Origin of the sequence: Haloferax gibbonsii (assembly GCF_001190965.1) — an archaeon.
Lineage (GTDB): Archaea > Halobacteriota > Halobacteria > Halobacteriales > Haloferacaceae > Haloferax > Haloferax gibbonsii.
Genome location: NZ_CP011947.1, coordinates 2,591,331 through 2,604,245, shown reverse-complemented (window position 1 = coordinate 2,604,245; position 12,915 = coordinate 2,591,331). Strand labels below are relative to the sequence as shown.

General features: G+C 69.5%; 14 protein-coding genes. 9 read left to right on the top strand and 5 right to left on the bottom strand.

Going from position 1 to position 12,915, the window contains the following annotated elements; genetic code table 11:
* Positions 1-18 precede the first annotated feature (18 nt).
* Both ABY42_RS13240 and ABY42_RS13235 read left to right on the top strand, forming a co-directional pair.
* The gene (locus ABY42_RS13240) at positions 19-978 is read left to right on the top strand and encodes a D-2-hydroxyacid dehydrogenase (RefSeq protein WP_050459724.1); all 960 of its coding nucleotides are present in this window, start codon (positions 19-21) and stop codon (positions 976-978) included.
* A 114-nt stretch (positions 979-1,092) separates the two neighbouring features.
* A complete protein-coding gene (locus ABY42_RS13235; RefSeq protein ID WP_004974755.1) occupies positions 1,093-1,353 on the top strand; it encodes a hypothetical protein in 261 nt (86 codons plus the stop codon).
* A 10-nt stretch (positions 1,354-1,363) separates the two neighbouring features.
* Here the strand turns inward: ABY42_RS13235 and ilvD are convergent, their stop codons facing one another.
* From ilvD to ABY42_RS13220, 3 genes are all read right to left on the bottom strand, one after another.
* Complete coding sequence (gene ilvD / locus ABY42_RS13230; RefSeq protein WP_050459723.1) at positions 1,364-3,118, bottom strand: dihydroxy-acid dehydratase; 1,755 nt, start codon at positions 3,116-3,118, stop codon at positions 1,364-1,366.
* A gap of 96 nt (positions 3,119-3,214) precedes the next feature.
* A complete protein-coding gene (locus tag ABY42_RS13225) occupies positions 3,215-3,790 on the bottom strand; it encodes a MogA/MoaB family molybdenum cofactor biosynthesis protein (protein WP_004974757.1) in 576 nt (191 codons plus the stop codon).
* A 94-nt stretch (positions 3,791-3,884) separates the two neighbouring features.
* On the bottom strand, positions 3,885-4,688 hold the full coding sequence (locus ABY42_RS13220; protein ID WP_050459722.1) for a helix-turn-helix transcriptional regulator: 804 nt from the start codon (positions 4,686-4,688) through the stop codon (positions 3,885-3,887).
* 234 nt (positions 4,689-4,922) lie between these two features.
* Here ABY42_RS13220 and ABY42_RS13215 point away from each other — a divergent pair, with 234 nt between their 5' ends.
* From ABY42_RS13215 to ABY42_RS13190, 6 genes are all read left to right on the top strand, one after another.
* The gene (locus ABY42_RS13215) at positions 4,923-5,963 is read left to right on the top strand and encodes a zinc-binding dehydrogenase (protein WP_050459721.1); all 1,041 of its coding nucleotides are present in this window, start codon (positions 4,923-4,925) and stop codon (positions 5,961-5,963) included.
* Positions 5,953-6,273 carry a hypothetical protein gene (locus ABY42_RS13210; RefSeq protein ID WP_004974762.1) on the top strand — a complete coding sequence of 107 codons (321 nt, stop codon included), beginning with the start codon at positions 5,953-5,955 and terminating at the stop codon, positions 6,271-6,273. The genes ABY42_RS13215 and ABY42_RS13210 overlap by 11 nt, the downstream gene beginning before the upstream one ends.
* A gap of 212 nt (positions 6,274-6,485) precedes the next feature.
* Positions 6,486-6,893, top strand: a complete 408-nt coding sequence (locus tag ABY42_RS13205; RefSeq protein ID WP_004974763.1) for a DUF5802 family protein — start codon at positions 6,486-6,488, stop codon at positions 6,891-6,893.
* Positions 6,894-6,980: 87 nt separating this feature from the next.
* Positions 6,981-7,919: a Vms1/Ankzf1 family peptidyl-tRNA hydrolase gene (locus tag ABY42_RS13200; RefSeq protein ID WP_050459720.1), complete on the top strand. Its 939-nt coding sequence runs from the start codon at positions 6,981-6,983 to the stop codon at positions 7,917-7,919.
* 124 nt (positions 7,920-8,043) lie between these two features.
* The gene (locus ABY42_RS13195; RefSeq protein ID WP_004974769.1) at positions 8,044-9,069 is read left to right on the top strand and encodes a DUF1611 domain-containing protein; all 1,026 of its coding nucleotides are present in this window, start codon (positions 8,044-8,046) and stop codon (positions 9,067-9,069) included.
* Positions 9,070-10,107: a dipeptide epimerase gene (locus ABY42_RS13190; RefSeq protein ID WP_004974771.1), complete on the top strand. Its 1,038-nt coding sequence runs from the start codon at positions 9,070-9,072 to the stop codon at positions 10,105-10,107.
* Positions 10,108-10,158: 51 nt separating this feature from the next.
* On the opposite strand, the gene ABY42_RS13185 is transcribed toward ABY42_RS13190, so the two are convergent.
* Entirely contained in the window at positions 10,159-11,244 is a 1,086-nt protein-coding gene (locus tag ABY42_RS13185; protein ID WP_050459719.1) for a hypothetical protein, read from the bottom strand.
* A 153-nt stretch (positions 11,245-11,397) separates the two neighbouring features.
* Positions 11,398-12,222, bottom strand: coding sequence for a PspA/IM30 family protein (locus ABY42_RS13180; RefSeq protein ID WP_004974776.1), 825 nt, complete (start codon positions 12,220-12,222; stop codon positions 11,398-11,400).
* Positions 12,223-12,276: 54 nt separating this feature from the next.
* On the opposite strand from ABY42_RS13180, the gene ABY42_RS13175 reads away from it, so the two are divergent.
* Positions 12,277-12,915 carry a dienelactone hydrolase family protein gene (locus ABY42_RS13175; RefSeq protein ID WP_050459718.1) on the top strand — a complete coding sequence of 213 codons (639 nt, stop codon included), beginning with the start codon at positions 12,277-12,279 and terminating at the stop codon, positions 12,913-12,915.

The following is a 12,915-nucleotide window of genomic DNA, read 5'->3' as shown; positions in this document are numbered from 1 at the left end:
CTTCGAGAATCATCGAGCATGTCCGACCCAGACATCGCGGTGCTTCGGCAGAAGATTCACGGCCTGTCTGCCGAGGCGTACGCCGAAACGCTCCGCGAGCGGCTCCCCGATCGCGAGGTCGCCCTCGCGACCACCCCCGCCGAGGAGCGCGACCTCCTCTCCCGCGCGCGAGTCGCGACCGGCTTCGACGCGGACGAAGCGGACCTCGAAGCCGCCGAGAACCTCGACCTGTTCGCCTGCGTGTTCGCCGGCACGGGCCACCTCCCCATCGAGGCGTTCGAGGCCCGCGACGTGGCCGTCACAAACGCCTCCGGCGTCCACGGTCCGAACATCGCCGAACAGGTCCTCGGCAGCCTCCTCTACTTCGCTCGCCGCTTCCACGTCGCTGAGCGCCAGCAGGACGCCGGCGTCTGGCAGTCGTACCAGACGGTCGAACTGCAGGACTCGACGGTCACCGTCGTCGGTCTCGGCGCGCTCGGCGAGTCGATCGTGGACCGACTCGAACCGTTCGGCGTCGAGACCGTCGGCGTGCGCTACTCGCCGGAGAAGGGCGGCCCGACCGACGAGGTCGTCGGCTTCGACGACGAACAGGGCCTCCACGACGCCTTCGCCCGCGGGGACTACGTCGTCATCGCGTGCCCGCTGACCGACGCCACCCGCGGCCTCGTCGACGCCGACGCGTTCGCGTCGATGGCCCCCGACACCGTCCTCGTCAACGTCGGCCGCGGCCCGGTCGTCGACACCGACGCGCTCGTCTCGCAACTCCGGAGCAACGGCATCCGCGGGGCGGCACTCGACGTGACCGACCCCGAACCGCTGCCCTCTGACCACCCGCTCTGGGACTTCGAAAACGTCCTCATCACCCCCCACAACGCCGGCCACACCCCGAAGTACTGGGAACGCATGGCCGACATCATCGCCGAGAACCTCGACAAACTGGACGCCGGCGACGGCGACCTGCGGAACCGCGTGGCCTAATCCGAGTCGACTCAGCGACCCCGCAGTCCGCGACCCTACAACCCCACAGTCGACGGCACCGCGACCGGATTCCGCACCGAAACTGTCAATCCAGTAGCTACTGTCGGTTGCGCCGTGCAGTTCTCAGCGTGGCGGTGGAACCGAATTCTCGCCTTTTTCGGCGGCGCGGGACTCCTCGTTTTCGTCCCGTGGTCCGGGCTCTCGCCCGCCCTCCCGGAGTGGACGATAGACGTGCTGCTGTCCGTCCCGTTCGGCCTGTGCGTCTACGGGTTCACCGAACAGCCGCGAAAAGTGATTGCGCTGATTCCGGTCGGAACCGCGCTCGGAATCGGGGTACTCGCCCTGTACCGGGCGTCCGGCGTGCACCTGTTTTGACGACTGTGGGTTACTCGTCGCGCGTGAGCGCGGGGTTCGTCACCGCGCCGTTCGCGGCGGAACCGAAGTCGCGGGCGTACTTCGCCAGCACGCCGGAGGTGTACGCCGGCGGCTTGGGTTCCCAGTCCTCTTTCCGCGCTTCGAGTTCCTCGTCGGTGAGGTCCACGGAGAGTTCGCGGTTCGGGATGTCGACGGTCACCTCGTCGCCGTCTTCGAGGAGGCCGATGGGGCCGCCCTCGGTCGCCTCGGGGGCGACGTGGCCGACCATCGGGCCGCGCGTCGCGCCGGAGAACCGGCCGTCGGTGAGAAGCGCCACGTCGTCCTCGTGGCCCTGTCCGACGACGGCCGCGGTGACGCCGAGCATCTCGCGCATGCCGGGGCCGCCGCGCGGACCCTCGTTGCGGATGGCGATGACGTCGCCCTCCTCGATGTGGCCCTCCTGCACGTAGCGCATCGCGTCCTCCTCGTTCTCGAAGACGCGGGCGGGTCCGGTGTGGTGGAAGGCGTCGTCGCCGGTCACCTTCAGGACCGCGCCGTCGGGCGCGAGGTTGCCGGTGAGAATCTTGATGGCTCCCTCCTCCTGATACGGCTCGTCGACCGTGTAGAGGAAGTCCGCTTCGAGGCCCTCGTCGTCCGGGAGGTCGAGGTGGTCGAGTTCCTCGGCGATGGTGCGACCGGTGACGGTCATCGCGTCGCCGTGGAACAGGTCGGCCTCGACGAGACGGCGGATGACGACCGGGATGCCCCCGATTTCGTGGAGGTCGTTCATGACGCGCGTGCCGCCGGGCTGGAGGTTGGCGATTTTCGGCGTGCGCCGGGAGATCTCGTCGAACTCCTCGATGTCGAGGTCGACGCCCGCCTCGGCGGCGAGCGCGAGCAGGTGGAGCACGGCGTTGGTCGACCCGCCGGTGGCGACCTGCAGGGTGATGGCGTTCTCGAAGGACTTCTTCGTGAGGATGTCGGAGGGACGGCGGTCGTTTTCGACGCAGTCGAGGACGACCTCGCCGGCGCGGCGGGCGTTCTCGTAGCGCTCGTCGGACTCGGCAGGTGCGGAAGCCGACCCGAGCGGGGCCAGTCCGAGTGCCTCGGAGATGGAGGCCATCGTGTTGGCCGTGAACATCCCGCCGCAGGAGCCCGCGCCGGGGCAGGCGTGGCGTTCGAGGTCGTCGAGTTCGTCGGCGCTCATGTCACCTTCGGCGTAGGTGCCGACGCCCTCGAAGACGTTCTGGACGGTGACCTCGCGGCCCTCGTGCTGGCCGGGCATGATGGAACCGCCGTAGAGGAAGACGGAGGGGAGGTCCGTCCGGATGGCGGCCATCATCATGCCGGGGAGGTTCTTGTCGCAGCCGGCGACGGTGACGAGCGCGTCCATGCGCTCGCCGAAGGAGACGAGTTCGACGGAGTCGGCGATGACCTCGCGGGAGATGAGCGAGGCCTTCATGCCCTCGGTCCCCATGGAGATGGCGTCGGAGATGGTGACGGTCCCGAACTCGATGGGCATCCCGCCCGCGGCGTCGATACCCTCGATGGCCGCGTCGGCAACGTCGTCGAGGTGGACGTTACACGGCGTGATGTCGGCGGCGGGGTTCGGCACGCCGACCATCGGCGACGAGAAGTCCTCGTCGTCGAAGCCCATGGCGCGGAACATCGCACGGTGCGGGGCCTTGTCGGGACCCTCCGTGACCTCCGTGCTGCGGAGGTTCGGGTCCTTACCGCTGGAGAACACGTCGTCCGGGTCCTCCTCGCGTGGGGACTGCTGGCTCATACCTCTTCGGAGCGTGTGCGCGAACTTAAATGGCCGCGACTGGGCAGACGTTGCAGTCGGATTCGCCCGACGACCCTCGATTCTGTGGGCGCTTACCTACTCCTCGTCGCGCCGAGCCAGGCCGGTGAGGTGCGGCGCTTCGGGGACGATTATCTCCGCGGTCCCGAGCCGGGCGGCGTTTTCGCTCCCCGGCAGACAGAACGTCGGCATCCCGTCGACGACGCCCGCGGTCGCGCGGGTGCCGACGACCTTGGTGCCGATTTCGTCGTACGAGAGCCGCCGGAACAGCTCGCCGAAGCCGGGGAGCGTCTTCCCGAACAACTGCGCCGTCGCCTCGACGGTCCGGTCGTCGGGCGTGACGCCCGTCCCGCCGGTCGTGACCGTCACGTCGACGTCGCCGCGGTCGGCCATCCGCGAGACCGCGGTCTGTATCGCGTCGTAGTCGTCGTCGACGACCCGCCGGACCGACACCGAGTGACCCGCCTCGCGGAACAGTTCCGCTATCGCGTCGCCCGCGGGGTCGTCGTCCACGTCGCGGGTTGAGGAAATCGTCAGCACCGCCGCTTCGAGGTCGTCGATGTCGTGGTGGTGATGGTCGTGGCCGTGGTCGCCGTGGTCGTGGTCGCCGTGGTCGTGGTCTCCCTCGCCGTGATGATGGTCGTGGTCGCTCACGGCCGCGCCTTCGTCGTCCGGCGATAAAGTTCCCGCGTCGGCCCGGCGGTCATCGGCTCGGGCGGCCGGACAGTTCACCGCCGAGCGGTGCGGCTCACTCGCCGTCCGGAACCTCGTCGAGCAAGTCGGGCGTCAGGCGTTCCGCGTTCTCGCGGAGCGTCTCGAACTGTCCTCTGGCCCACTCGACCGCCTCCTCGGTGTCGTTGCGGGCGACCCCGCCGAGTCCGGTGTCGGTGTAGACGACGATGCCCGCCTCGTCTTCCGTCACCCAGAGGCCGAACCGGAACGGGACCTCGGCCCGGTAGAGCGTCACCGACTCGTGTCGGAGCTGGTCGGCGATGACCGCGCGAGAGTCCGGAGCGGCGACGAGCCGGTCGAACAGCTCGTCGGCGATTATCATCTCGACGACCGTCCCGCCGGCCGTCGCCGTCTCGTAGAACGGGCGGAGCTGACCGACGAGGGCGACCGGGGCGACGCCGGAGACTCGCTCCGCGCTCTCGACGCTCGAAAACAGCTCCTGAATCGCGCTGTCCGGGATGTTCGGACTCGACGTGTGCACCGTCGCGCCCGTCAAGAACGCGGGGTCGAGCGGCGCGTCGACCGGGAGCATCGAAAGGAGGTCTCGGGCCGCGTGGACGCCGCGGAGCGAGTCGAGACACTCGTCGTACGCGTCGAGCGCGCGCCGGCCGACGCACGTCAGTCGGTACTGGCCGTCGCCGCGCTCGGCGAGCCCGGCGTCGAGCAGTTCGCGGACGACGCGGTCGACCGTCGAACGCGACGTACCGAGGTCGTCTGCGAGCCCGCGCTTGTCTCGCGGTCGCTCCGCGAGCGCTCGGACGAACGCCGACCGCCTCACGAGCAGACGCGAGAGCTGTGCTGAAGTCCCGTCTCTGGTCACGTGCGTGCCTCTCTTCGGAGCAGGGTCCGACGACTGTCGGCCCGGCTGTTCAGCCCGCTGATCCCGTCGGCGAGCGCGACTGCCAAACCCGACTGTGTTGGGTACCCTGCGTCGTATATATCTTCGCCCCGATAGGTTTTGACACCTGTGGAAATACGCTGAATGTCGAAATAGAGGAAAGACGATTGGCGTAAACCCACACTTTAGTTCCTGCCCTTCCTCGGTGGTGTCGAGATGAAAGCGGTCCAATTCACGGAACACGGCGACCGAGACGTCCTCGAATACGGCGACTTCCCGGACCCGGAGGTCGGCCCCGACGAGGTTCTCGTCGACGTGAAGGCGGCGTCGCTCAACCACCTCGACATCTGGACGCGACGCGGCCTCCCGGGCGTCGAGTTGGAGATGCCGCACATTCCCGGCAGCGACATGGCCGGCGTCGTCACCGAGGTCGGCGAGCGCGTGACCCGGTTCGAGGCGGGCGACCACGTCGCGCTCATCGCGGGCGTCGCCGGCGGCGGCGACGAGTTCTCCCGGAAGGGCGACCCGACGCTCGCGCCGGACTTCCACATCATCGGCGAGCACGTCCGCGGCGTCCACGCCGAGTTCGCGGCGCTTCCCGAGGAGAACCTCGTGCCCGTCCCCGAGGACGTGCCGTGGGAGGTCGCCGGCTCCGCATCGCTCGTCTTCCAGACCGCGTGGCGGATGCTCGTCGACCGCGGCGAACTGCGCCCGGGCGAGAAGGTGCTCGTCCTCGGCGCGTCCGGCGGCGTCGGCCACGCGGCCGTCCAAATCGCCGACTACGCGGGCGCGGAAGTGTACGCCACCGCCTCCACCGACGAGAAACTGGAGTACGCGAAAGAGTGCGGCGCGGACCACGTCATCAACTACGAGGAGGAGGACTTCTCGAAGGAGATTCGGAAGCTCACGGACGGCCGCGGCGTCGACATGGTCGTCGACCACATCGGCGAGGCGACCTACAAGCAGTCGCTCAAGAGCCTCGTCAAGGGCGGCCGCGTCGTCACCTGCGGGGCGACCACCGGCCCCGACCCGGGCGCGGGCCTCAACTACATCTTCTGGAACCAGCTCTCGGTCATCGGCTCGACGATGGCGACGCCCGGCGAGGCCGACGAGGTGCTCGACCTCGTCTGGGACGGCACCTTCGAGCCCCGCATCCGCGAGACGCTCCCCATGAGCGAAATCGACCGCGCGCACGAGCTCATCGAGGAGCGACAGGGCTTTGGCAAGGTGGTCGTAATCCCAGATAGTGAGCTCTGACACCACGGCTCGGGACGACGCGACCACCGAGTCCGACACCTACGTCCACCGGCCGGACGGCGTCGCCGTCGGCGGCGGTAGCTCGGAGCCGGAGGCGACCGGCTTCGGCGACCGCGGCTGGGTGCTCGTCGGCGTCGTCGCGCTCTGTTTCCTCGTCATCCCCGGCGCGGTGTACCTCGTGCCGTCGCTCCCGGCGATGGCCGGCCTGCCGTACCTCGCGGCCATGCTGGCCCTGCCGATGCTCCCGGCGCTCGCGCTCGGCCTCGTCGCCGTCTGGTCGATGACCGCGGCGACCCGCGGCGGCGACTGAATCGACCCGTTCGACCCGTCGAAACCGCTCTTTCGGGTGGTCGAGACGCGACGCCCGTTTTCGTTTTCACCCCCGATTCTCTCGCACCCGAGCCGCGCTCTCGGCTGCCGGTGTCGAACCCGGCCGCCGATTCTCAGCGGTGGAATTGCGTGCCGATATAAATGGTTCCGACAAGGCTTATCCCGTTCCGTGGGTGACATTCACACGCACAGATGTTCGAACGGTTCTCCAGCAGTTACTTCCTCGGCCGCTTGTACGTCGAACCGTACGACGGAGCCGAGGCGGCGATTCACCGAACGGAACACGAGCGACTCAACGAGTGCGTCTACACGGACGGCCGCGGCGTCGAGCGAGTCGACTACCCGCTCGTGATGAAACTCGACACGGCCCACTTCCCCGTCGTCGGCGACGACGGCGTGCCCTCGGGAACGCTCGCGCTTCCCCGAGACGCCGTGGACGCGGACGCGCTTCCGGACGACAGACCGGTGCTTCTCGCCGACGCCCCGCGGGCCGCCGAGTTACTCCGGTACGCCGGCTACGACCTCGACGACCTCGCGCCCGGCGGTCCCGGCGGGACCGAGGGCTCCGGCCCGGACCGACCCGACGACAGGCTGGCCTGAGGCCCCGCAGCCGCCGCGGCGAGCGGGTTCCCGCGCCGTCCGCCTCGCGTCCGAACGCTCAAGTGGTCGGCCCGCACGCGTCCGTGTATGCTGGACGAGTTGTTGGGTCGAGCCGAACTCAAAGAGCGCATCGCCGAGTTGGAAGACGAACGCGACGCGCTAGCCGGGCGTCTGGAGGGCGAGTCCGAGCGCCGAACGGAGGCGGCCCGCGCGCGACAGGAAGCCGAGAAGGAGGTCAACCGCCTCGAAGACCGCATCACTGAACTCGAAGACCGCGTGGAGCGCCTCTCGGGCGACGACGACTCCCTCGACTACCGCGGCACCGAGGACCTCCGCGGCGACCGCCTCCGCGAGGTGCTGTCCCGGCTGGACTCGCTTTCGACCGACGCGGAGGGCGCGCTCACCGCCGCCGTCGCCGACGACCGCTCGCTCCCCTCGGCCGTCGAGTCCGCCTTCGGCGACCGGGCGTCGCTCGTCCGACGGGCCGCGCCCTGCGTCGCGCTCACCGACGACGCCGGACTGGTGAGCGTCGCGCTCTCGCCCCCGCGCCAACCCGACGGCTTCGACGCGTGGAGCGACGGCTTCGACCTCGACCCGGCGTGGTTCCACCCGACCGAGACCACCGTCGTCGCGCTCGTCCGCGGCGACCTGTTCGCTCTCGGCCGCTACGAGGACGCCGACCTCGAATTCGTCGAGGGCTTCGAGAGCGACGTGAAGTCCGCCCACTCGAAAGGCGGGTTCTCGCAGGCTCGCTTCGAGCGCATCCGCGAGGGCCAAATCGACGACCACCTCGACCGCTGTCACGAGGCGCTCGACGAGTTCCTCGGCGACGGTTCCGGCGCGGGTGCGGGTGCCGCCGGCGGCGACGCCGACGCCGACCTCGTCGTCCTCGGCGAGCGGACCGTCCTCGGCGAGTTCCGCGACCGGGCCGCGCTGACCGCGACCGTGGACGCCAGCGGCGACCCCGAAGCGGCGCTCGCGGAGGCGTCCAGGGAGTTCTGGACGACGCGGCTCTACCGGCTCTGAGCCGGCGGCGACGCCGCGGTGCGGTCCCTGTCGTCCCGAATAGTCGCAGACGACTCGGCGACGCGACCCGACGGTCGCCGCCGAACCGTCCCACCTTTTAGGGTGGCACGTAGTGTCACCCAGTATGAGCGACCCACAGCGAGTCGTCGTCCTCGCACACGAGAAGTTCCCCGACCGCGCGAAGACCGCCACGGGCGTCCTGAAGTACGCCGACTACGACGTGGTGGCCGTCCTCGACCGCGACAACCCCGGCACCTCCGCCGCCGACCACCGCCGCGACCTCCCCGACGTGCCGGTCGTCTCCTCGATGGCCGACGCGCCCGACGCCGACGCCCTCCTCATCGGCATCTCGCCCATCGGCGGCGCGTTCGACGAGACGTGGCGCGACGACGTTCGCACCGCCCTCGAACGCGGCTGCGACCTCATCTCCGGCCTCCACTACTTCCTCACCGAAGACGAGGAGTTCGTCCGACTCGCCGACGAACACGGCTGCGACATCAACGACGTCCGCAAGCCCCACGACGACCTCGGCGTCGCGCAGGGCAAATCCGCCGATGTGGACGCGGAAGTCGTCCTCACCGTCGGCACCGACTGCTCGGTCGGCAAGATGACCGCGACGCTCGAACTCGTCGAGGCCGCCCGCGAGCGGGGCATCGACGCGGGCTTCATCCCGACCGGCCAGACAGGCATCATGATCGCGGGTTGGGGCAACCCCGTCGACCGCGTCGTGAGCGACTTCACCGCCGGCGCGGTCGAGGAGATGATTCTGGAGAAGGGCGACGAACACGACGTGCTCTTTGTCGAGGGCCAAGGGAGCATCGTCCACCCTGCGTACTCCGCGGTCACCTGCGGCATCCTCCACGGCTCGATGGCCGACAAGCTCGTGCTCTGTCACGAGGCCACCCGCGAGGCGATTCACGGCTACGAGGAGTTCGCCCTGCCCGACCTCTCGGAGTACGTCTCGCTGTACGAGAACCTCGCCGACCCGGTCCACGAGGCCGACGTGGTCGCCGGGATGCTCAACACCTCGCACGTCGACGACGACGTGGAGGCGGCCGAGGCCGTCGACGCCTTCGCCGACGAACTCGGCGTCCCCGCGGTCGACCCCGTCCGGTTCGGCTCGGCCGACCTCGTCGACGAGGTGTTCTAGATGCTCGCGACCGAGTTCGAGCGCGTCTCGATGCCGCTGGCCGAGCCGTTCGGCATCGCCCGCGGCGTCCAGACCGAAGCCGAGAACGTCGTCGTCCGCATCGAGGACGAAGGCGGCATGACGGGCGTCGGCGCGGCCGCCCCGTCGTCGCACTACGGCGAGACCGCCGACACCGTCGAGGCCGTGCTTCCGGACCTGCTCTCGGTGGTCGAGGAGGTCGGCGACGCCCACGCCATCGACCGCATCGAGCGCCGACTGGCCGAGACGGTCCGCCGCAACCCGGCCGCGCGAACCGCCGTGAGCATCGCCCTCCACGACCTCGCGGCCAAGCGCCTCGGCGTCCCCTTGTACCGCCTCTGGGGGCTCGACTCGTCGCGGACGCCAACCTCGTCGTACACCGTCGGCCTCGACGACCTCGACACGATGCGCGAGAAGACCAAAGAGGCCTACGAGGCCGGCTACGACGTGCTCAAGGTCAAACTCGGCACCGACCGCGACAGGGCCATCGTCGAGGCCGTCCGCGACGAGGCCCCCGGCGTGACCATCCGAGTCGACGCCAACGAGGCGTGGACGCCCCGCGAGGCCGTCGAGATGACCGAGTTCCTCGCCGACCACGGCGTCGAGTTCGTCGAACAGCCGGTCCCCGCGGAGGACTACGAGGGGCTGAAGTTCGTCTACGACCACGGCGCGCTCCCCATCGCGGCCGACGAGTCCTGTATCACGGCCGACGACATCCCGCGCATCGCCGACCGCGTCGACATCGCGAACCTCAAACTGATGAAGTGCGGCGGCCTCACGGAGGCGAAACGCGCCATCCACGCCGCCCGGGCCCACGGGCTGGAAGTCATGCTCGGCTGCATGATAGAGACGAACGCCGCCATCGCGGCGGGCTGTCACCTCGCGCCGCTGCTCGACTACGCCGACCTCGACGGCTCGCTCCTCCTCGCGGACGACCCCTACGAGGGCGTTCCGATGCCGAACGGCGAAATCGACCTCGACGCGCTCGACCGCCCGGGAACCGGCGCGCAGCGTCGGTGAGGCGGAGAATCGGCGGCTCGGTGACGCCGCGACGCCGACGCTGAACGCCCCTCAGGACTCCCAGTCGAGGTCGTCTTCGCGGGTCTCCGACCGGAGCACGAACGGCCCGATAGAGAGCGTTCGTTTTGCGACCGTGGAGATTCGGAGAACCGCGGCCGCGAGCACCGCGAAGGGCGCGAGCGAGACGGCAACCACGAACGCCACGGTGAGAAGCAGGTTCGACACGCCGAGCGTCGCGCCGGTAATCGTCGTCGGGTCGTCGAGAAAGAGAATCGCGCCGATGCTCGCCACGAGCGCGGGGACCGCCGCGTAGAACATCGTCCGCGAGAGGTCGACCAGTTCCCACCGGAAGTAGAGCGTCTTGACGTGCTCGCGGGCGGGGCCGAACAGTTCGAGCGCGTCGCGAAGCTCTGACAGCGCCGTCTTCGTCTCCGCCGAGAGGTCGGCGTCGTGGACGCGGCGGAGCCGCGCCGCCTGATAGATTTTCCACGAGTAGTTCAGGTCCAGCGCCGCCGACAGCACCTCGAACGTCCCGAACTGCCGGCCCTCCAAGCGCCCCGCGACCGCCTCGGCGTTGGACTCGACCTCCTCGGCGAACTCGCGGACGCGGGTCGTCGGGTCGTCGCTCGCGTCGGCGTCGCCGCTCTCGCCCGCGTCACCATCGACATCGAGCGTGTCTTCGACCGCCCGCGCCCGCGACGCGATGCCCTCGGCCAGCGCGCGCAGAAACGCCGAGGGCTCCGGCGGCGCGACCGGCGCGTCCAGCAGGTCCGCCACGTCCTCGCGGAAGGTCATCGACCCCTCCATCCGGTCGCGCTGGTCGCCCAGCGGGCCGAGTTCGCGCGAGAGCACGAGCTGATTGATGGTGACGACGAGCGTGACCCCCGTGATAATCGCGGTGAGAAGCCCCTGTGCCAGCGTCTCGATGGGGTCCGAGGCCTCGACGGCGACCCGGAGCGGGGTCGGGTCCAGTTGGCCGAGGACGACGACGCTACAGAAGACGACGAGGAGCGGGGCCGCGGCGACGACGCGACGGTCCGCGTCGAGGAGGGCGCGGAGCTTCGCGCGGCTCGTCGTCCCGCGCTCCCGCATCGTGTCGTCGGGCTCGCCGGCCGACGGGCCGCCGGTGTTCGACATGGACGAAGCTATCGCGGGGGTGGTTGAAGTGCGTACTGGCGATTCGTCGCAGAGACGCGCGAGTCACGGGACGGCGGAGGCGGTAGGGCGGCGGGGCAGTTGAGGCGGTTGAGGCGGTGAGGGACGTTGAGACGGCGGGGTCGGCGGGCGCGCTCAGGAGGAGTCGTCTTCGTTCTTCAGCTCTTCGAGTTCGGCTTCGACCTCCTCGTCGGCCACGTCGGTCTCGACGTCCACGTCGGCGTCGGCCGCGCTCTCGCTTTCGGCGTCCGACGACCCGGACGACTTGCCCATCTCGGCTTTGAGCGTCTCGAGTTCGGTGTCGACCTCGGCGCTGGAGCGGCCGGCTTCGAGTTCGCGCTCGATGGAGTCCTTGTCCGACAGGGCGTCGTCGAACGCGCCGGAGTCCATGAGTTCGTCCATCGCGGCCGAGCGGGCCTCCATCTCGTCGGTGCGTTCCTCGGCGCGTTCGAGCGCGCGCCCCACGTCGGCCATCTCGTCGCCGACGCCGGACATCGCCTCGGAGACGCGGCTCGACGCCTCGGCGGCCTCGTAGCGGGCCTTCATCGTCTCCTTTTTCGTGCGGAACTCCTCGATGCGGCTCTGGAGTTCGTCCTTCTTGTTGACGAGCTGGTCCTGCGTCTCCTGCAGGCTGGCGATTTGGGTCTCCAGCTCCTCGATTTGGCTCATCTTGGCCTGCTTCTTTTCGAGCGCCTTGCGCGCGAGGTCCTCGCGGTCCTGCTGGACGGCCTCGCGGGCCTGGTCGTTGTGCTTTTCGACGTTCTCTTCGAGGCGGCGCTTCTGTATCTCCAGTCGCTTCTTCTGGGTCGTCAGGTCGGCGATGCCCTGTTTGACCTGCTGTAGCTCGTCGCGCATCTTCTCGTAGGAGTAGTCGAGCGTCTCGGTCGGGTCCTCCGCACGGTTGAGGAGGGCGTTTATCTTCGACCGGATGACGTACGACGTGCGAGAGAGAATTCCCATACCCAATTACTACGCGACGTTCGGCTTAAAACCTCACCAGCGCAACCTGTCTCTATGACCGAGACGATTCTCGTTCCCGGGGGGCGCGACGTGCGGGCGACCCTCGACCGCGCCCGCGGAGACGGCGCGGACGACACTGACGACCGGGCGACCCGAAGCGACGCCGTCGTCGTCGCCTGTCCGCCCCATCCACAACACCAAGGCCACCGCGGCGACGGCCGCCTCGTCGCCGTCAGCGACGCGCTCACCGCCCGCGGCGTCGACTGCCTCCGCTTCGATTACGGCGCGTGGGACGAGGGCTACGGCGAGCGCGCCGACACCCTCCGCGCGGTCGAGTGGGCCGCGGAGCGCTACGACCGCGTGGGCCTGTTCGGCTTCTCGTTCGGCGGCGCGATGGCGCTCCTCGCGGCCGCCGAGGGCGCGGCCGTGGACGCCGTCTCCGCGCTCGGACCCGCCGGGCGACTCGCCGACGACCTCGACGCTGTCGCGGCCTTCGACCGCATCCCCGTGCCCGTGCAGGTCGTCTACGGCACCCGCGACGACGTCGCCGACTGGGAACCCGTCGTCGAGCGCGCCCGCGAGTACCACCAACCGGTCGTCGAGTTCGCCGCCGACCACTTCTTCGTCGGACAGGAGGCGAAGGTCGCGGCCGCCGTCGCCGACTTCCTCATCCCGAACCTCGGCGTCGAGTGA